The sequence below is a fragment of the Clostridium sp. AM43-3BH genome, from assembly GCF_003479985.1.
In the GTDB taxonomy this organism is placed as follows: Bacteria; Bacillota; Clostridia; order Lachnospirales; family Lachnospiraceae; genus Otoolea; species Otoolea fessa.
Window position 1 is genome coordinate 492,416 of sequence record NZ_QUIH01000001.1, and the last position, 22,877, is coordinate 515,292.

Genomic DNA, 22,877 nt, shown 5'->3' on the forward strand with positions numbered 1-22,877 from the left:
CTACGGCAATGGGATTTTTGCCTGCTGGCCCATGTTTTCGTACGGTCAGCGCAGTAGATGCGCAGACCTACTGAACAGTTACTCTATATCTAAGAAAAGACCATCTCCATGTACATAATGAACACGGGACGGTCTTCTGTCACCTTTTAGACCTCTTCCTCCGGGGAATCGTTCTCTGCTACAATTTTAACCTTAGAATGGTACAGCTCGTCGATCGCGATCGAAAGCGGTTTTCTTCCATTCTCAATGACCAGTGCCTCATCACCGGCGATCAGCTGTCTTGCACGCTTTGCAGTCGCAATTACGATGGAGTAACGGCTCTGAATCAGCGGTTCTTTCCCCGGCTCAGCCTCATTGTTTACAACATTAATTAAGTCAAGATATGACGGACGCAGCATCATAATACATCTTTCTCCTTTCAGAATTGCTTCATCTCTTCTTTTATTTTTTCAATCAAAGTCTTGTGATTTTCTGTTCTGGCATGCATCGCCTGAATCAGTGCGTGCATTTCTTCTACACAGCGGTCTACCTCATCATTCACCAGAATGAAATCGTAGTCATCCATCTGCTTGGACTCCTCCGCTGCTCTCGAAAGCCGTGCGGCAATCTTCTCCGGTGTCTCGGTTCCACGACCTGCCAGCCGGTTTCTAAGCTCCCCGGCACTCGGCGGCGTGACAAAAATGAGAACTGCCTCCGGGAATTTCTTCTTGATTTTCAGGGCACCCTGAATCTCAATCTCCAAAAGGACATCCTTGCCCGCTTTCAGGTTGGAAAACACATACTCCTTCGGTGTGCCGTAATAGTTTCCGACATACTGGGCGTATTCGACCAGCTCATCGTGTTCGATCATCTGTTCGAACTCTTCCCGGGTCTTAAAGAAATACTCTCTTCCATCAACCTCGCCCTCGCGCGGTGCGCGGGTGGTCGCAGAGATGGAAAGGGCATAATTGTCATACCGCTCCAGCAATGCACGCATCAATGTTCCCTTGCCTGCCCCTGAAAATCCGGATATAACTGCCAGTACTCCCTGATTATCCATATATTTCGCCTGCTTTCTAAATTCTATCTATTATTACAATATTTCATATTCTCCGTATTTTCACCGCCAACGGCAGCTTTCCGTGAATACCTCTTCCAGCATGATCGGCTATTCAATATTCTGAATCTGCTCTCTGACTTTCTCGATCTCTGTCTTGAGTGCAATCGCACAATCGGAAACCTCCAGATCGTTTGCCTTGGAAAGGATCGTATTCGCCTCGCGGTTCATCTCCTGTGCAATGAAATCCAGCTTACGTCCGACGCTTCCGCCCGCCGTCAGCTCCTTGCGGGTCGCCTCGATGTGGCTTCTCAGGCGGACCGTCTCCTCATCGGTGCAGATCTTATCTGCAAAAATCACAACCTCTGCCGCAATCCGACCTTCATCGACGCTGCTTCCTTCCAGAAGCTCTTTCACCTTATCTTCCAGTTTCGCCCGGTATTCTTCCACGATCTTCGGGGAACGTTCTTCAATCTGATCGACCAGCGTTACCATATAGTCCAGCTTGCCAAGCAGATCCTGCTTCAGATTCTCACCCTCGCGTGTGCGTGTCTCGACAAATTTCTCTGCCGCCTCGCCGATCGCCTTTTCGAGAATCTGCCACATATGCTCCTCGTCCTCCGGCACCTGTTCCATCGTAAAGACCTCCGGACACCGTGCAAGACGCATCACCGTCGCGTCATTCGGAATCCCAAGCTCGTCCGCCATCTGACGAAAATAATCCATATACTCGCCGGCCAGGGAACGATTGTACTTTAAGGACATCTTCTCATCCGTATAATCTTCATAGGAAATAAAGACATCTATCTTTCCCCGCTGAATGTATTTCTTGAGCTGCGCGCGAATCGCCGCCTCAAAGTAATTAAATTTCTTCGGCATCTTAATGCTGAGATCCAGGTAACGGTGGTTTACCGCCTTCATCTCCACAGAAATCTTATATTCATCCGTTGCCATCTCGCATCGGCCAAATCCAGTCATACTTTTAAGCATAGTGACGCCTCTCTCTTTCATCCATAGATAATGGTATTATAATGCAAATCGCCGCAAGCGTCAACCGAATTTAAAAGTGATTGTTTTTCGTGTCTTCTTTCATTATAATAGTAGATACTACACAAATAAAGGAGCACCAAAACCATGGCATTTGACGGAATTGTAATCGCAAACCTGGTTAAGGAGTTTAGTGACGCGCTTACCGGCGGCAAGATCGCAAAGATCACGCAGACCGAGCGCGATGAACTTCTTTTTACCATAAAGAACTTCCGGGAGACGAAACGGCTTCTTCTCTCGGTCAACGCAAGTCTCCCGCTGGCATATCTGACGGATACCAACAAGCAGGGACCGATGACTGCCCCGAATTTCTGCATGCTGCTTCGCAAGCACATCGGAAGCGGACGCATCGTGTCGGTCAGCCAGCCGGGTCTGGAACGCTGTATTCATTTTGAGATCGAACACCTGGACGAGATGGGTGACCTCTGCCGCAAGCTGCTTATTGTCGAACTGATGGGAAAATACAGCAATATCATTTTCTGCAGCCCTGACGGCACGATCCTCGACAGTATCAAACATATCTCCGTGCAGGTCAGCTCCGTGCGCGAGGTTCTGCCGGGACGGCAATATTTCCTCCCGCAGACGGTCGCGAAGCAGGATCCGCTGACTGCATCTGCCGATGATTACGCCGCCATTCTGGCACAGTCACCGGCACCGGCAGGAAAAGCCATTTACACGAATTTCACCGGTATCAGCCCGGTCATGGCAGAAGAATTCTGCTATGAGGCATCGATCGATGCCGACCGCCCCGCATCGGAACTGAATGAGCTGGAGCGCATGCACCTCGGGCACACGCTGGAACTGGCAATGGAATCCATCAAAAATGGACAGTTCTCGCCCTGCATCGTATACCGTGAAGATGAGCCAATGGAATTTTCCGCTCTCCCATTGACCTCGTTCCCGCCGGAATATCAGGTCGAACACTTTGATTCAATCAGTAAAGTGCTGGAGACCTACTATGCGTCCAAGAACGTCATCACACGAATCCGCCAGAAATCCTCGGATCTGCGCCGGATCGTCCAGACTGCCCTGGAGCGCAATTATAAAAAATACGATTTGCAGCAGAAACAGTTAAAGGACACCGAAAAACGGGATAAATACAAGCTCTACGGCGAGCTGTTAAACACCTACGGTTATGAGCTGACCGACGGCGAAAAAGAACTTGTCTGCACGAACTACTACACAGGAAAAGAGGTCAAGATCCCGCTTGACCCGCAGCTGACCGCCCGCGAAAATTCGCAGAAGTATTTTGACAAATATGGAAAACTCAAACGTACTTTCGAGGCTCAGAGCCAGCTCATTGAGGAGACGAAGCAGGAGATCGAGCACCTCGAATCCATCAGTACCTCCCTCGATATTGCCTTAAAGGAGGAAGATCTGACCCAGATCAAGCAGGAGTTGACGGAATATGGCTTCATCAAAAAGCACGGTCCGGCTGGAAAGAAAGTAAAAATCACAAGCCGCCCATTCCACTACCTTTCCTCCGACGGATTCCATATCTACGTCGGCAAAAACAACTACCAGAATGAGGAGCTGACCTTCAAGATCGCGACTGGAAATGACTGGTGGTTCCACGCAAAAGGGATTCCGGGTTCCCATGTCATTGTGAAATCCGAAGGAAAAGAGCTTCCGGACCGCACCTTCGAGGAAGCTGCCGGGCTGGCTGCCTACTATTCCAAGGGACGGGAAAATGAAAAAGTTGAGATCGATTATGTACAGAAAAAGCAGGTCAAAAAAGTAGCGGGCGCTGCTCCGGGATTTGTGATTTATCATACGAATTATTCGATGATGGCGACGCCGTCGAATCAGCTGGAAGAACTGCCATCATAATGCCGCCCGAAAAAAAGACAATGTCTATATTTCTGCAATTCACAATGAGTCCAGCAAAAAACGCCACAGGCACACAACCCATGGCGTTTTTTTACTGGACTCAAATGAACTTAGCGAATCTCGCTCTTACCACCCATATACGGACGCAGAACCTCCGGAATGCGGACAGAACCGTCTGCCTGCAGGTTGTTCTCTAAGAATGCGATCAGCATACGCGGCGGAGCTACTACAGTGTTGTTCAAGGTGTGTGCAAAGTATTTGCCGTCTTTGCCGTTGACACGGATCTTCAGACGTCTTGCCTGTGCATCACCTAAGTTGGAGCAGCTTCCAACCTCGAAATATTTCTTCTGACGCGGGGACCATGCCTCTACATCAACGGATTTTACTTTCAGATCAGCCAGGTCTCCGGAGCAGCACTCCAGAGTACGAACCGGAATATCCATGGAACGGAACAGGTCCACGGTGTTCTTCCACAGTTTGTCATACCACATCTTGCTGTCTTCCGGTTTGCAGACTACGATCATTTCCTGTTTCTCAAACTGGTGGATGCGGTATACGCCTCTCTCCTCGATGCCGTGAGCGCCCTTCTCTTTACGGAAACACGGAGAATAGCTGGTCAGTGTTTTCGGAAGCTCTTCCTCCGGAACTACGGTATCAATGAATTTACCGATCATAGAGTGCTCGCTGGTACCGATCAGGTAAAGATCCTCGCCCTCGATCTTGTACATCATCGCATCCATCTCATCGAAACTCATAACGCCGGTTACAACATTGCTGCGGATCATGAACGGCGGGATACAGTAGGTAAATCCACGGTCAATCATGAAATCTCTTGCATATGCGATAACAGCAGAATGAAGTCTTGCGATATCGCCCATCAGGTAATAGAAACCATTTCCAGCTACCTTTCTGGCACTGTCCAGATCGATGCCGTTAAATTTCTCCATAATCTCGGTGTGGTACGGGATCTCGAAATCCGGTACAACTGGCTCGCCGAAGCGCTCGATCTCTACGTTCTCGCTGTCGTCTTTACCGATCGGAACACTCGGATCAATGATGTTCGGGATGGTCATCATAATCTTTAAGATGCGCTCGCCAAGATCCTTCTCCTGCTCTTCCAGCTCAGACAGGCGGGCAGACTGCTCTGCTACCTGTTTCTTCAGCTCTTCTGCTTCCTCTTTCTTTCCCTGACCCATCAGAGCGCCGATCTGTTTTGCAATCTTGTTCTTGTTCGCACGCAGATCATCTGCTTCCTTCTTCGCTGCACGGTTCTTGGCATCCAGCTCAATTACCTCATCTACCAGCGGAATTTTCTTGTCCTGGAACTTATTTTTAATATTCTGCTTTACAATGTCAGGATTTTCTCTGACGAATTTAAGATCTAACATATCTTCCTCCTACTGTTATGCAATTAACTGCACGAAAACTAGTTATAATTATACTACAACTTTGTACGAATGAAAAGCCCTGTTTCAAGAGTTCCTCTGTTCGTTACTGTTCACGCATACGTGAACAGTAACGGAATTTGCCGTGGCTTCGCATTTAAATACGGCAAATTCCTGCTGCCACCACGTTTTCTTACGGCACTTTCGGTTCCAAAAGTGCCTACCCGTGAACTGTAACCTCTGTTCTTCTTGATACAAAACAGGATAGACTGCCCATTATATTTAACTCAACTTCGTCAAATACGACAGACACGCCTCCAGGCACAGTCCGTCCTGCTCCGGGGCACCAAGTTCTTCTGTCTTTTCCACACATTTTTTTGTAAAAGCTGCCGCCCGTCTGACGGCTTCCTCCATCGGCACACCTCGCACCATGCTGGCACCGATGACTGCTGCAAAGACATCCCCGGTTCCGTGGTAATTGCCCGCCACAAATTTAGTTGCATGAAAGACCGGATCCTTGCCGCGCTCATGGATCACGTTGAGGACCTGTTTGCCCTTGACCACGCCTGTCAAAATGACTGACCGCGCGCCCAAAAGATGAAGCTTCCAGGTCAGATCTGAGAGCTTGCGCTTACTCCATCCATTTTCCTGATACAGCGTGTCCGTCAGGGCACAGGCTTCAGTCAGATTTGGCGTGACAACGTCCGCATACTGCATCAGCTCCCGCATCGCCTCGATCAGATCCTCGTCACAGACGCTGTAGAGATGTCCGTGGTCGCCCATCGTCGGATCTACCAAAACCTGCGTATTTTCCCGTTTGAAATCCCGGATAAAATCTGCCACGATCGACGCCTGTCTGGCAGAACCTAAGAATCCAGTCATGATTCCGTCCATCTCAAATCCCATCTTCCGCCACGGCTCCAGGTATGCCTCCATCCGATCGGTATAATCATCCATATAGCATTCCGGATATCCCGCGTGATTGGACAGCACCGCCGTCACCACCGGACAGCACTGTACTTTGAGGGCGCTGATAACCGGCATCGCAGCCGTCAGCGAACAGCGCCCGTAGCCTGACAGGTCATTTAAAACCGCTATTTTCTTCTGAATTCCTTCCATGTATAATTTTTCCTCATTTTCTTAATTTTAAGATACCAGGGTCAAAAGGTCAGAAGTTCGACGCAAGCTTGCTTGCAGGAGAATTTTTGACCTTGGGACCCGCCAAAAACATGAGTAAGTAGCCATTTTCCCAAGAAAAATGAGCGAATTACGAATGTTTTTGAAGATTGCGGGAGCATATAGTGCGGAGCAATCTGGTATCAGAGGGGTCAAAACGTCTTTTGACCCCAACATCAATTTTAAGCAACTTTATAATCTAACATATTCTCGCAGCAGATACGACTGCCTGCGGCATGATTCTGGTTTCTACAAGCGTGTATCTATGCATTTGTGTTTTATAAGCCGCACACTCCAATGACGCAACAAGGAGACTGCGCCTGGACAGATGTTTTTCCCATTCTGCCCAACCACAGTCTCCTGTATGTATTTCATTTTAATTCTTCTCGACTGAGATAAATTGCCTTATGCTCTCGCTTCTACAGACAATGCATCCAGAAAACCTGCCTTGCGGAGTGCCGGACGAACTGCCATATAGATAACAACAGACGCAATCGTAGATGTCACCGCATTGATCGAAGTCGCTGCGATATTCCATGCAAGTGTGAGCTCTGCCGCCGGTTTACCAATGATCCAGAGTTTATAATAATATCCGATCAGCGGATCTGCAATGACGTTGAATAAAAGACCTGCCACCGCTGCTGCAATCGTAAAACCAAGGATGTGGTTCTTATCGGTGCTCCGGTCAATCTTGCCCAGACGATGTGCTACGAATCCGGCGATCAGTCCGATGCAGAGTTTGCAGATAAATGTCTTCGGTGCATATACAATATAAACCGGATCGAGAAGGTCACCTATCGTCATGCCGATAGCACCTCCCAAACCGCCGTAAAAGCCGCCGACTAAGAGTGCCCCGATGACACAGACTGCATTTCCCAGATGAATGGAAGTTGCATCGCCGCCCGGAAGTGTGATCTTCACCTGTCCGTATGTAAATACGACATAGGAGAGAGCTGCCAGCAGACCGACCATCGCGATCTTGTAAGCCTGATTTGATTTGTTTGCCATGATGTTTCATCCTCCCTTGTTATTGGACTCATCATAGCACAATCTTGTCCCCTGAAAAACATACAGTTTTTATCATTTTAAGCAGGTCAGTTATAACTTGCCACTTTTTTATCCTGATTAATCATGTGCCTCCACGCACAAAAGGACGCCTCTCTCCAGCTCCAGAATGCCCTCTTCCCGTTTGAGTTCATTGCTGATGCAGAGACTCGTCCCCAGCCCGATCGTCCGCCGCTGGAGCGGGTATTTAAATCCCCGCAGCGTCAGTCCCTCGACAGTCTCGGTCATCGGCAGGAACGAAATGTATTTTCCATACACCTTTTCCCGGTGAAATACCTTATGCCCGCCCAGAAGATACAGGCGGTTGCGGGCATCATAAATATTCACTTCCATTCCCTGGCAGAAAAACTGATACATCAGCTGGATATTGCCGATGGCGTGATCCATACGGCCGCCCAGCGCCCCCAGGATATCAACTGCCTCACAGCCCTGGCGCGCCGCCGTCAAAAGCGCCAGCTCCGTATCCGTCTCATCCTTCTCCGGTTTATGGATCTCAAATTCGATGTCCGGCTGGTTCTGATATTCTTCCAGAACCTTTTTATCCACCGTGTCCAGATCGCCGACCACCGCATTCGGAGAAATATGCAGCGGGCGCAGAACCTCCAGCCCCGCATCTGCCGCAATTACATAGTCATACGAGCGCTGTGAGAGAAAATCTTTCGCAAACGCAATATCAATCGTTCCGCCTGTCACAATCAAACAACGCTTCATCTTCATCATCCCTGTTCAAATTCCTGAAAAATATTTAAAAATGTTTTTACATTCCCAGCCGGGTTTCCCTTAAATACGGCGCTTCCCGCCACGATCACATCGGCTCCTGCCTCTAATACCGTCCGCACATTGTCCGGCGTGATTCCTCCGTCCACCTCAATGCGGGTGGAAAGTCCCCTCTCGCTGCACATTGCGCGCAGCTTCTTGATTTTTTCTACCGTATATGGAATAAATTTCTGACCGCCAAATCCCGGGTTGACCGTCATCAGAAGAACCATGTCCACCTCCGGCAAAATAACATCCAGTGTCTCGACCGGGGTCGCCGGATTTAACGCTACACCTGTTTGCAGCCCTGCCTCACGGATCTGCGCGATCGTGCGGTCCAGATGAAGACAGGCTTCCTGATGCACACAGATCAGATCCGCCCCCGCTTTTTTGATATCCTCTACGTAACGTCCCGGTTCTTCCACCATCATGTGTACGTCAAACACACGATCCGTCACCGGGCGCAGGCTCTTAATTACCGGCATTCCAAAGGAGATACTCGGCACAAACGCGCCATCCATCACATCCAGATGGATGTACTGTGCACCTGCCTTGTCCACCTCAGCGACCTGCTCTCCCAGCTTCGTAAAATCTGCCCCCAGAATCGAAGGTGATAATATAATCATGGTTCTTTCCTCCCATTTTTTGTATAATATCCTCAACGGCTGCTTCTGCCGTATTTCTTTTTCTCTTTTAATTCCTGATACATCAAACGGTAATTGTCATACCGGCTCTGCCCGATCTTATGCTCCTGCACCGCCGTCTTGACGCCGCATTCGCGCTCGCCAATGTGGACACAGCCTAAGAAACGGCATTCATCCTCATATGCCTCAAATTCCGGGAAAAAGTCCTTGAGCGCCTCCGGCTCCAAATCCTCGATATAGAGAGAACTGAATCCCGGCGTATCCATCATATAGGTGCTCTCTTCCACGAAAAACAGTTCTGAATGGCGCGTCGTATGTTTGCCCCGGCGGATCTTCTCACTGATACCGCCCGTTTCCATCTGTGCCTCCGGCTGGATAAAGTTCGTGATCGACGATTTTCCGACACCCGAAGGTCCTGCTAAGACCGTTGTTTTCCCAATGATCAACCGATGAAACTCCTCCAGCCCTGATTTTTCGTAGGTGCTGATAAAATGCACCGGATAGCCCGCCGGTTCATAGATCGCACGCAGCTTCTCCTGCTCGGCTGCATCAACCAGATCGATCTTGTTGAAACAGATGCTGACCGGAACTTCCTGCCGTTCCATCATGACGAGGAAGCGGTCGAGAAGGTTTAAATTTGGCATCGGATCGGTGATGGCAAAAACCACCACCGCCTGATCAACATTTGAAACCGCCGGGCGGATCAGACGGTTTTTACGAGGAAGGATCTCATCGAGATTGCCTGTCGCCTTCTCCTCATCGAGAACACTGATCTCCACGTCATCGCCTACCAGCGGCTTGATGCCGCGATTTCGGAAAATTCCCTTTGCACGGCATTCATATACCTTTCCAATACCGTCGTGTACATAATAGAAACCGCCGATCCCTTTAATTATCTTTCCCTGCATATCTGTACCTTACAACTACCTCTTATTAATTATCTGAAACTTCCACAAATTCAAGCTGATACGTTTTTAGAACCCGATCGTTCGTCAGATCGAGGATCTGCAGCTCACCTGTCTGCACACCGTCCGCTCCCTCGATATTATAATGAATCGGAAGCGTGATATCGCCGCCGATCTCCCTCGGTTCCATGACCGTCTTAGTCACAGTATTGCCGGCAATCGTCTGCTTCATCACAATACTGACGCGGATATGCGTATCTCCGGAACTTGGTCCAAACAGTTCACTCATCTGGAATTCATCGTTGATCGCCGCCACATAGCGGGTTCCTTTTCCCAGACTGACTGTATAGCCAATGGCACTTCCCTCCGGTGTATCTGTTTTCTCCAGGACATCCTGACTGATGATCTTGCCCTTTGCCACTTCTGAACTCTTCGCTTCCTTGCGCTCGCCAAGCCCTAATCCGACCGCTTCCAGAACAACTTTTGCATTTTCCTCTGAAAGCCCTGTAATCCTCGGCATCGGTACCGTCGGTACGTTCGGACCTGTGCTGACATACAGCGTCACCGTACCGCCTGGATCCACGCTGGACGGACTGTATCGGATCACTATACCGGAGGCAACCGTATCGCTGCTCTCTTTCTGCACTACTACGGTCAGTTTATTTTCTTCTGCCAGAAGCGTCTCTGCATCCTCGCTGGACATCTCTTCCAGTCCAAGTTTCGTCAAATCTATTGCCTCATTGCCTTCTCCGATCGTGACGATAACTTCCGTCTGTTTCGAGACAACCGTGCCGCTGGCAATACTCTGACCGATGACCTTCCCCTTTTCAGAGGTTTCCGACTTTTCATATTCATAACGGATTTTCAACGACTGCTTTTCCAATGCTGTCTTCGCCTCATCCTCCGTCATGCCGTCCAGAGGCGGAACCCTGCACTCCGTTGATTCCAGACTCTCGCTCTCAGACGCCTCCGAAGAAGCTTCAACGGTCGTCTTCGGATGCTTCTGACTACCAGATCCCAGATTAAAGATGCCTGTCAACTTCGCAGCAATGACAATCACAACCACCACAATCAATACGGCTGCACCGATTCCAATCATCGTAAGCAGGCGCTCCATCTGCGGATTGACATCCTCGCTGTCTTCTTCTATACGGCGTCCCTTCCGTCTACGGTCTGGGCGCCTTGAGGTTTCTTCCTCATAGACATCCGTCTCTTCTTCCTGCCAACCTTCTATCTCGTTCTCCGACGGTTCCGGCTCTTTCCAGACTACCTCACCACGTTCATTTTCTGTCGGAACCGGTCCGGTCTTTTCACTCACTGCCGGATGTTCCATCGTCTGTTCCAGATTTCGATTTCTCTGTGCCTCCATCTGGCGGTTCAGTTCCTCTGCCCCGCGCACGACTGTCGGGGAATTTTCATCAAATTCCGGTTCTTTTTTCAGGAAATCATCGTTTGGATCCACCAGCGCATGGCGCAGATCCGCGATCAGCTCATACGCATTCTGGTAACGGCGTTCCGGCTTTTTTTGGGTACATTTTAAAATAATGCGGTCCAGGCTTGCCGACACCTCCGGGTTGATGCGGCTCGGCGGCTGCACCGGTTCTTCCAAATGCGCCAGTGCCACTGAAACCGGGTTATCCCCGTCAAACGGAAGTTTTCCTGTTAGCATCTCATACATCGTGATTCCCAGTGAATACAGATCGCTTCGTCCGTCGCTATAATTTCCTTTTGCCTGCTCCGGCGAGATATAATGCACGGAACCGACCGCATTGACCCCGATCGTCTGGGACGATACAGCTCTGGCAATACCGAAATCCGCCACCTTCACCTTGCCGTCACGCGAGATAATCATATTCTGCGGTTTGATGTCCCGGTGCACAATATGCTGGTCATGTGCCGCTGCCAGCCCCTGCGCTACCTGGATGGCAATTCCAATCGTTTCTTTAACGCCCAGATGACCTTTCTTGAGAATGTAGCTTTTCAGCGTGATTCCCTCGATGAGTTCCATGACGATATAATGAAGACTGCCCTCATCCACAACGTCATAAACACTCACAATATTTGGATGGGAAAGCCCTGCCGCCGCCTGCGCCTCCATCTTGAATTTGCTGACGAAATTCGCATCCTGGCTGTACTCATCCTTTAAAACCTTGATCGCCACCAGACGGTTCAGAGTGTGGCATTTTGCCTGATACACCTCTGACATGCCGCCCGTACCAATCAGTGAGAGGATCTCATAGCGATCCTGCAGATAGGTTCCCGGTTTCAGCATCATGATTCTCTCACCTCCTTGATCTGCGGGTCAATCAATATGACCGCGATATTATCTTTCCCGCCGTTCTGGTTTGCGAGCGCCGTGAGCGCCCTTGCCTTGGTGTCCAGGGTTCCCGGCAGAAGCACCATCCGGTAAATTGCTGAATTATCCACCATATTGGTTAACCCGTCCGAACACAGCAGTACGTAATCGCCCGGGTTCAGTGAAACCTCAAAGAAATCCGGCTCCACATGCCCACCGATCCCGACTGCGCGGGTAATGATATTTTTCTTCGTCTCATATTCCCGGCTGCCGCGGCTCATCTGTCCCAGCGAGACCATCGCCTCCACGTAGGAATGATCCCGGGTAATCTGATGAATGCCGGAGCGCTCAATCCGGTAGAGACGGCTGTCCCCCACGTTTGCCACATAGAGTGTATTTCCCTGAATTGAAGCCGCTACCAGCGTTGTTCCCATGCCGGCAAGCTCCTCGCGCTCACAGGAAAGGGTATAAAGTTCCTGATTGACTGCCTCGATCCCCTTTCGAAGCGCCGCGACCGGCTCATTCTCACCACTCTCTTTGATATATTCCGGCATATGCTCGATCAGATAGCGCGAAGCAAAATCTCCCGCCTGATGACCGCCCATTCCGTCCGCCACAACAAACAGGTTGGAAAGTTCTCCCACCGGCTCCGTGCTGGCAAACTGAGCATCCTGATTGACCTTACGCGTTTTTCCGATATCCGTCAGTGCGTATGCTTTCATTTGACTGCCGCACCTTCTTTCTCCTGCTCTTTATCCATATAGCTCTTCCGGAGCTGTCCGCAGGCACCGTCTATGTCGCGCCCCATCTCGCGCCGGATTGTCACATTGATTCCCTTGGATTCCAGACATCCCTTAAATGCTTCGATCGCTTTCCGTCCCGACTGTACATAAGAGCGCTCCTTGATCGGATTGACCGGAATCAGATTCACATGCCCGTGCTGATCCTGAATCAGCGCCGCCAGCTCGCGCGCCTCGTCCAGATTGTCGTTGACTCCCTGCACCAGGCTGTACTCAAACGTCATGCGGCGTCCCGTTTTTTCAAAATAGTAATGACAGGCCGCCAATACATCCTTTAACGCATATGTACGCGCGATCGGCATCAGGCTCTTCCGCACCTCGTCATTCGGCGCATGCAGAGAAAGTGCCAGCGTGATGGTCAGTCCCTGATCTGCCAGCTCCCGGATCTTCGGAACCAGCCCACAGGTGGAAACCGTCACATTCCGCTGACTGATATGCAGTCCGCCTTCCTCCGTCAAAAGATGGATAAAGCGGATCAGGTTATCGTAATTGTCCAGCGGTTCACCCGATCCCATCACAACCACGTTGGAAACGCGTTCGCCTGTATCGCGCTGAATCTGATAAATCTGGTCCAGCATCTCCGACGGGCGCAGGTTCCGTTCCAGGCCGTCCAGGGTCGAAGCACAGAAACGGCAGCCCATCCGACACCCCACCTGCGAGGAAATACAAACGGAATTTCCATGCTTATAACGCATCAGGACACTCTCGATGACATTGCCGTCCGCGAGGCGGAACAGGTACTTGCGGGTTCCATCGATCTGCGAAATCTGCACCCGTACCTTTTCCAGCGATACATACTCGCACGCGTCCTGCAGCTTCTGCCGGAGTACCTTGGAAAGGTTTGTCATATCGTCAAAGGAAGATGCCAGTTTTTCATGCATCCACTGATAGATCTGGGCGGTCCGGAATGGTTTTTCACCCAGACTCACCAAAAAGGCACGCAGTTCCTCCTGCGTCATTGATTTTATATCCTGCTTTTCCATATCGGACTGCCTCCCTCTCTCCTATATGCACTCTCGGAGTCTTTCCTGTATTCATACGCTGTTCCGTCCAGTTATCCTTTTCTTTTCATCACAGAGATGAAAAATCCATCACACGGATGAACGCCCGGATAGAGCTGGATGTATCCCTCTTTCAGGCTGTCTTCCTGAAAATCAATCCCCAGACGACCACTGATATCAACCGGCTCAAATGGATATTCGTTTAAAAACCATGCCCGGTTTTCATCATTTTCCAGACGGTTGACCGTGCAGGTGCTGTAAACCAGCACTCCACCCGGCTTCACGTACTGCCAGACCACCGACAGCATCTGCCGCTGCAATGCAGCCAGGTCCCGGATTCCGTCCATTGAAGCGTTGTATTTGATATCCGGCTTGCGTCCGATAATGCCAAGTCCTGAACACGGCAGATCGGCAATGACCACATCCGCTTTCTGCTCCATCGAAGCATCGAATTCACACGCATTCCAGGCGCAGGCAGAGACGTTTGTACAGCCGCTGCAGGCAATATTCTCCTTGATCAAAGATACCTTGTAATCACTCACATCCCGGATCTCAACCTGTCCAGTTCCGTACAGCAGATCCGCCGCATGAAGCCCTTTTCCACCCGGTGCCCCACAGACATCGAGTACAAAATCACCCTCTTTAATACCCGCCGCATCACCTGCCAGCGACGAACTCAGGTCCTGAATCCGGATTAGTCCTTCGCGGAACGCATCCAGACTCTCTGGATAGTCCACTCCCGTCAGACGGTAAACGCCGCTTCCCGTCGCTGTCTCCTCTGCCGTCACGCCCTGGGCGGACAGGGAGGCAAGAATCTCTTCTTTCCCTGCACGGCTCTCGGCAAACCGCACCATAAACGGACGTTTCTCCAGACCAGCCTGTGCCATCCTGTGCGTCGTCTCTGCCCCATAGTTTTCCTCCCAGAGAGATAAAATCCAGTCCGGCATTGAATACCGCACTGAATCATCCGGGAAGGTCAGTTTGCCTTTTCCACGCACCACAGAACGCAACACACCATTTACAAAGCCGGAAAGTCCGGAAAATCCGCGTTTTTTCGCAAGGCGCACCGCCTCATTGCACGCCGCCGAATCCGGTACACGGTCCATATAATAAATCTGGTACACGCTCATCCGCAGAAGTGTGCGGATAAACGGTTTCATCTTATGAACTTTTGTTTTGGAATATGCGTTGATAATATAATCAATCTGGATTTTATACTCCACCGTCCCGTCCACAATCCGTTTTAAAAACGAGCGGTCTGATTTCTCCAGATACTGATATTTAGAAAGAGCCTGAAAAAGGGCCAGATGTGTATACTGTCCCTTTTCCAGAATCTCAGTCAAAATTTCTGCCGCTATTTCACGCAGCGCAGTTCCATCAGTCATCGCGTCGTCCTCCAAATAATATAATCAGACGCAGAAGCTGTAAAATCGAACCAGCCGCCGCTGCCACATACGTCAGTGCCGCCGCACCAAGCACCTGTTTGGTATATCCAACTTCTTCCCCGCGAAGAATCCCTGTTGAATCAAGCAGACGTACCGCACGCGCGGATGCATTGAACTCAACCGGAAGCGTCACCAGCTGGAACAGCACCGACAAGGAAAATAAAAGAATTCCAAGTGAAACGATCGGAGATCCCATGCCGCCGATCAGGACACCAATCAGGATCATAGGCCAGGAAAGCTGTGCGCCGATGTTGACCACCGGCACCATTGAACCGCGCAGGCGCAGCGGAACATACTCAGATGCATCCTGCATCGCATGTCCGCACTCATGCGCCGCAACACCGATCGCCGCGACCGAAGTAGAACCATATACACTCTCAGATAAATTCACAGTCTTGGTCCGCGGATCATAGTGGTCGGTCAGACTGCCTGCCACCTGGCGGATCTGGACATCATAGATGCCCTGTGAATTTAAAAGCTGTCTCGCCGCCTCGGCTCCCGTCATGCCAGTCATGCTCCGGACTCTTGAAAACCGCGCGTAGGTGCTTTTCACCTTCGCAGATGCCCCTAATGACAGAAATACACCAATTAATACCAGAATCATCGTCGGATCAAACATACTGTAATATCCATATCCGTATCCGTACATATCACTCCAACTCCTTTCAAACGCCTGGCTGCCTGTAGCAGTTCAGTTCCTGCTGAAGCATTCATTTTATCCGAGCTTTACTCCCGTTTCCACCGGATATCCGCGTAAAAATGCCGCCGTATCCATCCGCTTCTTGCCTTCCAGCTGAAGTTCCCGAATTGTGAGAAGCCCTTTGCCGGTCTGGACAGAGAATGCATCTTTACCGACACATACCACCTGTCCGAATGTCTCCGGTGACGGCCTTCCCGCCGCATCTTCCTCGACATCCGCCGACCAGATTTTCAGGGTTTTTCCTTCAAATTTTGTATAAGCGCTCGGCCATGGATTTAAGCCGCGGATCAGGCGCTCAATCACTGCCGCATCCATCGACCAGTCGATCTGCCCCATCGACTTATCGAGCATTGTCACATGGGTTGCCTCTGCCTCATCTTGTTTAACCGGATGCAGGATTCCCGCCTCCGCTTTTTCAAGCGTGGAGAGAATCAGCTTTCCTCCCGCAAGGCTCAAGCGGTCAAACAGGCTGCCGCCTGTCTCTTTCGGATCCAGGCGTACTTCCACGGTATCCAGGATATCTCCGGTGTCCAGACCGACATCCATCTGCATCGTCGTCACACCGCTGACCTCATCGCCATTGATGACCGCCCACTGGATCGGGGCTGCCCCACGGTATTTTGGCAGAAGCGACGCATGGATGTTGATACAGCCGTATTTCGGCAGGTTCAGAATCCGCTCCGGCAGAATCTGACCAAATGCAATCACGACGATCACATCCGGCTGAATCTTCGTCAATTCCTCAAAAAATGCCTCATCCTTGCGGACGCGCACCGGCTGATACACCGGGATTCCATATTCCAGCGCTTTTTCCTTGACAGGCGGCATTGCCATCGCCTTGCCGCGTCCCTTCGGCTTATCTGGCTGTGTCACCACCGCCGCTACTTCATGCCGGCTCTGATAGAGCGCTTCCAGTGTCGGAACCGCAAAATCCGGTGTTCCCATAAATACGATCTTCATATCTGCCTGTCACCCCACTCTTGTTTTTCTCTCATTCTGCCAATGTGCTTTATTCTTCCTCTGCCGTTACATCCTCTAACGGACCTTCTACCAACTCCACATACAGATGTCCGTGCAGATGATCGCACTCATGGCAGATCGCACGTGCCAGGAAATCATCTGCTTCCAGGACAAACTCTTCCATTTTTTCGTTCAGCGCGCGTACCTTTACGTGGCTCGGACGGGTTACCATACCAGCCTTGCCCGGAACGCTTAAACAGCCTTCCTGACCAGTCTGGCTGCCGGACATTTCCTCGATGACCGGATTGATCAGGACATACTGGTTGCCGTCCTCCACGTCGATTACTACGATCTGTTTGCGGATACCGACCTGCGGTGCTGCCAGACCTACGCCGCCGGCTGAATACATCGTGTCAAACATATCCTCTATCAGTTCAAGTGTGTGATCGGTTACCTCCGTCACTGCCTTACACTCTTTTTTCAGTACCTCATCGCCAATAGTTCTAATTGACCGGATTGCCATTTTATACACTCTTCCTCTCTATGATATATCGTATTGAATCTGGACCGCCTGCCATTTTGTATCTGCGGCAGCCAGGGTTTCAATCTGACCCCTGATTTGATCCAGTATAGCACATTTTTCACACTTTATATATAAAATTTTTCTGTAGATGTCATTAACTTTGTATACTGGTGCCGGAACCGGACCGATACACTCGGCACTTTCGCGCAGCCGCCGCGCCGCCATTTCCGCACATTTATCCAGCACCACCTCATCGCCGCAGGCAAAATAAACCGCAGCCATCTGGCAGACTGGTGGATAACGAAGCAGCCTCCGGTAATTGATCTCATGGCTGTAAAACAGCTCATAATTCTGCGCCGCTGCCGCCTGCACGGCATAGTGTTCCGGCCGGTACGTCTGGATGACCACATCGCCGGGCTTCCCGGCGCGTCCCGCTCTGCCAGCCGCCTGCGTCAGAAGCTGGAACGTCCGCTCCGCGCTGCGGTAATCCGGCGTATTTAAGGAAAGATCCGCCGCCAGAATTCCGACCAGCGTCACTCCTGGAAAATCATGCCCTTTTACAATCATCTGCGTGCCGATCAGAATATCTGCCTCACGATTTGCAAATGCCTCCAGAATCGCTTCATGTCCGCCTTTTTTTGCCGTTGTATCCGCATCCATCCGCAGGATCCTCGCATCCGGAAACCGAATTTTCGTAAATTCTTCCATCTTCTGCGTTCCGGCCCCAAACCCGGCAATATACGGTGATCCGCAGGACGGACACTGCTTCATCAGCGGAATCGTATAGCCGCAGTAATGACAGACCAGACGGTTCTTCCCGTGTAGTGTCAGGGAAACATCACAATGCGGACAGGTCACCGCCTTTCCGCAGGAACGACAGGAAACAAAATTGGAATAGCCGCGCCGGTTCATAAAAAGCATCGCCTGCTCGCCACGTGCGAGTCTCTCTGTCAACATTGCATCCAATGACCGGCTGAACACCGATTTATTGCCTGCCTGCATCTCCGCACGCATATCAGCGATCTGTACCTTCGGCAGGATACTTCCCGCCACTGCCCGGTGATGCAGGGGCAGAAGCACATATTCGCCATTCTGAGCCCGCAGATACGATTCCAGAGAAGGAGTCGCTGAGCCCAAGACCAGCGAAGCCCCGGAAAGCCGGGCGCGCTCCGCCGCTACTTCCCTTGCATGATAGCGCGGCATCGTCTCGCTCTTATAGGCGCCCTCATGTTCCTCGTCGATCAGAATCAGTCCCAGATTGGAAAATGGGGCAAACAGCGCCGACCGCGGTCCGATCATCACGGAAACCTCGCCCCGCGCCGCCCGTTCCCACTGATCATAGCGTTCTCCCGCAGAGAGACGGGAATTCAGAATCGCGATCTGATCGCCAAATCGCCGGTAAAACCGCATCACCGTCTGATATGTCAGCGAAATTTCCGGGATCAGCAGAATCACCTGCTTTCCATCCCGCAGGACACGCGCCATCAGCTCCATGTAGACTTCGGTCTTTCCACTTCCCGTAACGCCGTGAATCAGATACGTTTCACGTTTCCCCATCTCATAATCCTCACAGAAACGGTCAACCGCCGCCTGCTGCTCTTCATTGAGATGCACGGTCTGTCCGGCTGGACGCGGCAGTTTTGCATGGTTTAACCCGCGTTCCTCACGGGAAACTTTCACTGAAAGCTGTCCCTGTTCCTCCATCGGGCGGATCGTCGCCAGGGTCAGGTCAAGCTCCCGTCGGGCAAATTCCATCGGAATATCCAGATTGTCCCGGAATGCCTCAAGGAGCCGCACCCGCGCCTTATAATGCCGCTTCTGTGCCGCCAGGATTGCCGCTTCCAGCTCTTCCTGTTTTAAAAGACAATGCAGCGTCTTTTTCTCGCGCGGTTTTATCTTTTCCTTGACGGGAAGTACGGTTTTGAGCGTCTGGTTCATCGTCGCGCCATAACGTTCCCGCATCCACCACGCCAGACGGATAAGCTGAGATTGCACCGACATACTGCCCGGTGCGATCCCAGCTATCTCCTTGATGCGGGATGGGTCATACTCCGCCGTATTTCCCATTCCCACCACATATCCAGTCCGAAGTGAATTACCCTTTCCAAACGGTACCGTCACGCACGTTCCCGCCGTAATCTCCTCCGCCAGCTGCGCCGGAATCCGGTACTGAAACGGGCGATCCACCTTCTCATGGGATATATCTATAATAATATCCGCGTATTGATACGCCATGATTCCTTCTCTTTCTATTTCTAATTCAAGTCGAACGTCCGTGAGATTTGGCGCGTGATTCTGGTCAGCGAAGCTGACATATTCTCTACAGAATCACTGCGCATCCTCGCGGAGCGTTTATCTCAGTCGGAGAATGGACTCCTACTGAGACAAACTTGCTATTACTTACCACCTGAAGAGGTGGGAGTCTTCTCGACTGAGATAAACCTCGCTGCCGTCTCCCCCAGCTTCATACTGTTGGAACCCTTGAACAGGACTGCATCTCCCTCACCGATCTGTGCATCCAGCCAGTCAAGCATATCTTCTTTTTCGTCCTCTTCAAACGAAACGACATGCAGATCCGGTTTGACTTTCTTTGCTCCCTCGGCGATCGCCTGCGCCAGTTCGCCATATACAACCAGGATATCGACCGGTTTTTCCGCCAGAAACGCACCAACTTCACGGTGGAACTGAATCGTATTCTCTCCCAGTTCCTTCATATCCGCCAGAACCGCAATTCTGCGTCCTGCCGGCAGGGAAGAAAGCACACCTATCGCCGCTTTCATCGAATCCGGGCTTGCATTGTAGGTATCGTCCACGATCGTATAACCATTTTTATGATAAATCTGCTGACGGTTCTTGAACCCGCCAAATTCAAGCAGCTTTTCCGCTGCATCGGCAAGCGGCACATCGTAGGCATCCGCAACCGCCAGGGCAGCCAGCGCATTCATGACATTGTGCTCGCCCATAACAGTCAGCTTCACCGGGACGCGCACCTCGCCGTGTACCATCGTAAAGGACGGAAATCCATCCAGATATGAAAGATCCTCGGCGCGGTAGTCGTTATCTGCTCCAAGTCCATAACGGACGGTATGGCAGCCTGCTTTTGCATGCACGGTAGAAAGCATATCATTATCTCCATTTACAAACAGGATTCCGCCTGCCTTCATACCGTCCTGGATATGCAGCTTTTCTTTTAAGATATTCTCGCGGGAGCCCAGATTCTCAATATGCGTCACACCGATATTCGTCATGACTGCCGAATCCACCGCCGCAATCTCCGCGATCACCGCCATCTCGCCCGGCTCACTCATTCCCAGTTCCAGCACGCCGATCTCATCATTCTCAGAAATCTCCGAGATCGTGAGTGGCACACCGATCTGGCTGTTGTGGTTTGCCGGTGTCTTGAATGTCTTATATTTCGCTGAAAGCGCCGCCGCCACCATTTCGCGCGTCGTCGTCTTTCCCACGCTGCCGGTGATACCAACTAACGGGATAGAAAGGCGTGCCCGCAGGCAGCGTCCGATCGTCTGCAATGCCAGTTTCGTATCTTTCACCTGGATCAGGGCGCCGTGAAAGCCCTCCGGTGCCGCCTCATGCTCCGAAGTCAGTGCGGCTGCCGCCCCATTGTCCATCGCCTGAACCAGGAAACGATGCGCGTCTGATTTCTCCCCGATCAGCGGAACAAACAGATCCGCCCCGCGCATACTCCGGGAATCAATGCTGATGTGTTTTAACTCCGTATCTGCATCTCCGCAGAGCAGTGTTCCCGACACTGCTTCCACGATATGTCTGACTGTAATATGGTCCATATTTTGCCTCCAAATTGATTACATATGCAGCTTCTTCACCGTCTCCTGCACTACTTCCCGGTCAAGGAAATGATAGCGCACGCCCTCGATCTCCTGATAATCCTCATGCCCTTTTCCGATGATCGCGATGATATCGCCATCTTCCGCATGCGACAAGCTGTACTCAATCGCTTCGCGGCGATCCGGGATTTCAACGTATTTGCCGTCGGTTTTTGCAAGTCCGACCTTGATATCTGCCAGAATATCTCCCACTTTCTCAAAGCGGGAATTATCCGCCGTGATGATCGACAGATCTGCCAGCTTTCCGCCAATCTCTCCCATCGAGTACCGGCGATCGCGCGCCCGGTTGCCGCCGCATCCGAAGACACAGACGAGACGCTTCGGCTTGTAGTCGCGCAGCGTCAGAAGAAGACTTTCCATGCTGACCGCATTGTGGGCGTAGTCAACGATCACGGTGCACTTTGCTGATTTATATACAATCTCCATCCGTCCATCGACCTGGATATGTTCCAGCGCATGGCAGACTTTCTCCTTCGGCAGGTCAAAGAAGCTGCACACGCCCGCTGCCGCCAGCGCATTGTCCACGTTAAATTTGCCCGGAATGCCGACACGCAGATCGCTCTCATATCGTCCATGCGTCTGAAATTCGACGCCCACGAAATCATGTTCGCGTACATAGTGAATGTCATCCGCTGTAAAATCAGCCGCCCGTTCCAATGAAAAGGTCAGGATCTCTGCTGTCGCCCCTTCTACGATCGCATCAAAGTGCGGATCATCGCGGTTGACGAGCGCTGTCCGGCAGTTTTTCAAAAGCTGCTTTTTGTAGTAAAGATATTCTTCAAAACTTGCATGTTCATTCGGGCCAATATGATCATTGGAAATATTCAGGAAAATTCCATAATCAAAGAAAAGTCCGTCTACCCGGTGCATCAGGTAGCTTTGGGAAGAAACCTCCATCACGACGTAACGGCAGCCCTCTTCCACCATTTTTGCAAAATATTCTTGCAAAATATAAGATTCCGGCGTCGTATTTTTGGTCGGATAATGATTCTCACCGATCACAGCGCCGTTCGTTCCGATGAGACCCGTCTTCTGTCCGGCCGCCTCCAGAATCGCCTTGATCATATAAGTGGTAGTCGTCTTTCCCTTCGTGCCGGTCACACCGATCGCCGTCATCTTCCGCGCCGGATAATCAAAACGTGCCGCCGAAAGAAGCGATAGCGCGTTCCGTCCATTCTCCACTTGAATGACCGTCACGTTCTCAGGCGCCTCAACCGGATGCTCGACCACCAGAACCGGCGCGCCCTTTTCAACCACATCCGGGATAAAGGTATGCGAATCGACGTTTGCCCCGCGCATACACACAAACACCGTCCCCGGCGCCGCCTTTCTCGAATCGTAGACCACCTCGTCAACCTCCGTCTCCAGGCTGCCCTGCAATAATGTATACGGCAATTCTTTCAGCCAGCTTTTAAGCTTCATAGGATACCTCCTGATTTTGA

General features: G+C 51.2%; 20 protein-coding genes. 1 reads left to right on the top strand and 19 read right to left on the bottom strand.

The genetic code is table 11. The annotated features are described in order from the left end of the window. Positions 1 to 146 precede the first annotated feature (146 nt). From rpoZ to DW931_RS02175, 3 genes are all read right to left on the bottom strand, one after another. A complete protein-coding gene (rpoZ, locus tag DW931_RS02165; protein WP_347501656.1) occupies positions 147 to 401 on the bottom strand; it encodes a DNA-directed RNA polymerase subunit omega in 255 nt (84 codons plus the stop codon). Between the two features lie 17 nt (positions 402 to 418). Then, positions 419 to 1,039: a guanylate kinase gene (gmk, locus tag DW931_RS02170; RefSeq protein WP_022360271.1), complete on the bottom strand. Its 621-nt coding sequence runs from the start codon at positions 1,037 to 1,039 to the stop codon at positions 419 to 421. Positions 1,040 to 1,147: 108 nt separating this feature from the next. Next, entirely contained in the window at positions 1,148 to 2,026 is an 879-nt protein-coding gene (locus DW931_RS02175) for a YicC/YloC family endoribonuclease (protein ID WP_118482169.1), read from the bottom strand. 144 nt (positions 2,027 to 2,170) lie between these two features. Between DW931_RS02175 and DW931_RS02180 the strand changes: the two genes are divergently transcribed. Then, positions 2,171 to 3,913 carry an NFACT RNA binding domain-containing protein gene (locus tag DW931_RS02180; protein ID WP_118482170.1) on the top strand — a complete coding sequence of 581 codons (1,743 nt, stop codon included), beginning with the start codon at positions 2,171 to 2,173 and terminating at the stop codon, positions 3,911 to 3,913. A gap of 110 nt (positions 3,914 to 4,023) precedes the next feature. Here the strand turns inward: DW931_RS02180 and serS are convergent, their stop codons facing one another. From serS to DW931_RS02260, 16 genes are all read right to left on the bottom strand, one after another. Further along, the gene (serS, locus tag DW931_RS02185; RefSeq protein WP_022360274.1) at positions 4,024 to 5,301 is read right to left on the bottom strand and encodes a serine--tRNA ligase; all 1,278 of its coding nucleotides are present in this window, start codon (positions 5,299 to 5,301) and stop codon (positions 4,024 to 4,026) included. A gap of 279 nt (positions 5,302 to 5,580) precedes the next feature. Next, positions 5,581 to 6,417: a pyridoxamine kinase gene (locus DW931_RS02190; protein ID WP_118482171.1), complete on the bottom strand. Its 837-nt coding sequence runs from the start codon at positions 6,415 to 6,417 to the stop codon at positions 5,581 to 5,583. Between the two features lie 462 nt (positions 6,418 to 6,879). Then, positions 6,880 to 7,482 (bottom strand): ECF transporter S component, encoded by a 603-nt coding sequence (locus DW931_RS02195; RefSeq protein WP_022360276.1) that lies wholly within the window; start codon positions 7,480 to 7,482, stop codon positions 6,880 to 6,882. A gap of 117 nt (positions 7,483 to 7,599) precedes the next feature. After that, positions 7,600 to 8,259: a thiamine diphosphokinase gene (locus DW931_RS02200; protein ID WP_333490929.1), complete on the bottom strand. Its 660-nt coding sequence runs from the start codon at positions 8,257 to 8,259 to the stop codon at positions 7,600 to 7,602. Beyond that, positions 8,256 to 8,921: a ribulose-phosphate 3-epimerase gene (gene rpe / locus DW931_RS02205; protein WP_022360278.1), complete on the bottom strand. Its 666-nt coding sequence runs from the start codon at positions 8,919 to 8,921 to the stop codon at positions 8,256 to 8,258. The genes DW931_RS02200 and rpe overlap by 4 nt, the downstream gene beginning before the upstream one ends. Before the next feature lie 32 nt (positions 8,922 to 8,953). Then, positions 8,954 to 9,847: a ribosome small subunit-dependent GTPase A gene (gene rsgA / locus DW931_RS02210; protein WP_106999960.1), complete on the bottom strand. Its 894-nt coding sequence runs from the start codon at positions 9,845 to 9,847 to the stop codon at positions 8,954 to 8,956. Positions 9,848 to 9,872: 25 nt separating this feature from the next. Then, positions 9,873 to 12,119 (bottom strand): Stk1 family PASTA domain-containing Ser/Thr kinase, encoded by a 2,247-nt coding sequence (pknB, locus tag DW931_RS02215; RefSeq protein ID WP_118626851.1) that lies wholly within the window; start codon positions 12,117 to 12,119, stop codon positions 9,873 to 9,875. Continuing rightward, on the bottom strand, positions 12,116 to 12,862 hold the full coding sequence (locus DW931_RS02220; protein ID WP_118482172.1) for a Stp1/IreP family PP2C-type Ser/Thr phosphatase: 747 nt from the start codon (positions 12,860 to 12,862) through the stop codon (positions 12,116 to 12,118). The genes pknB and DW931_RS02220 overlap by 4 nt, the downstream gene beginning before the upstream one ends. Then, positions 12,859 to 13,923, bottom strand: coding sequence for a 23S rRNA (adenine(2503)-C(2))-methyltransferase RlmN (gene rlmN / locus DW931_RS02225; protein ID WP_022358690.1), 1,065 nt, complete (start codon positions 13,921 to 13,923; stop codon positions 12,859 to 12,861). Before rlmN ends, DW931_RS02220 begins: the two co-directional genes overlap by 4 nt. A 71-nt stretch (positions 13,924 to 13,994) precedes the next feature. Next, positions 13,995 to 15,326: a 16S rRNA (cytosine(967)-C(5))-methyltransferase RsmB gene (rsmB, locus tag DW931_RS02230; protein ID WP_118482173.1), complete on the bottom strand. Its 1,332-nt coding sequence runs from the start codon at positions 15,324 to 15,326 to the stop codon at positions 13,995 to 13,997. Beyond that, positions 15,319 to 16,035 (bottom strand): zinc metallopeptidase, encoded by a 717-nt coding sequence (locus tag DW931_RS02235; RefSeq protein ID WP_118482174.1) that lies wholly within the window; start codon positions 16,033 to 16,035, stop codon positions 15,319 to 15,321. Before DW931_RS02235 ends, rsmB begins: the two co-directional genes overlap by 8 nt. A gap of 66 nt (positions 16,036 to 16,101) precedes the next feature. Next, on the bottom strand, positions 16,102 to 17,046 hold the full coding sequence (fmt, locus tag DW931_RS02240; RefSeq protein WP_118482175.1) for a methionyl-tRNA formyltransferase: 945 nt from the start codon (positions 17,044 to 17,046) through the stop codon (positions 16,102 to 16,104). 49 nt (positions 17,047 to 17,095) lie between these two features. Further along, positions 17,096 to 17,569 (bottom strand): peptide deformylase, encoded by a 474-nt coding sequence (gene def, locus DW931_RS02245; RefSeq protein ID WP_118293195.1) that lies wholly within the window; start codon positions 17,567 to 17,569, stop codon positions 17,096 to 17,098. An 18-nt stretch (positions 17,570 to 17,587) separates the two neighbouring features. Continuing rightward, positions 17,588 to 19,804, bottom strand: a complete 2,217-nt coding sequence (gene priA, locus DW931_RS02250; RefSeq protein ID WP_182427323.1) for a primosomal protein N' — start codon at positions 19,802 to 19,804, stop codon at positions 17,588 to 17,590. A gap of 161 nt (positions 19,805 to 19,965) precedes the next feature. After that, complete coding sequence (murF, locus tag DW931_RS02255; RefSeq protein ID WP_118482177.1) at positions 19,966 to 21,375, bottom strand: UDP-N-acetylmuramoyl-tripeptide--D-alanyl-D-alanine ligase; 1,410 nt, start codon at positions 21,373 to 21,375, stop codon at positions 19,966 to 19,968. Between the two features lie 18 nt (positions 21,376 to 21,393). Next, on the bottom strand, positions 21,394 to 22,857 hold the full coding sequence (locus DW931_RS02260; RefSeq protein ID WP_118482178.1) for a UDP-N-acetylmuramoyl-L-alanyl-D-glutamate--2,6-diaminopimelate ligase: 1,464 nt from the start codon (positions 22,855 to 22,857) through the stop codon (positions 21,394 to 21,396). Positions 22,858 to 22,877: the final 20 nt, after the last annotated feature.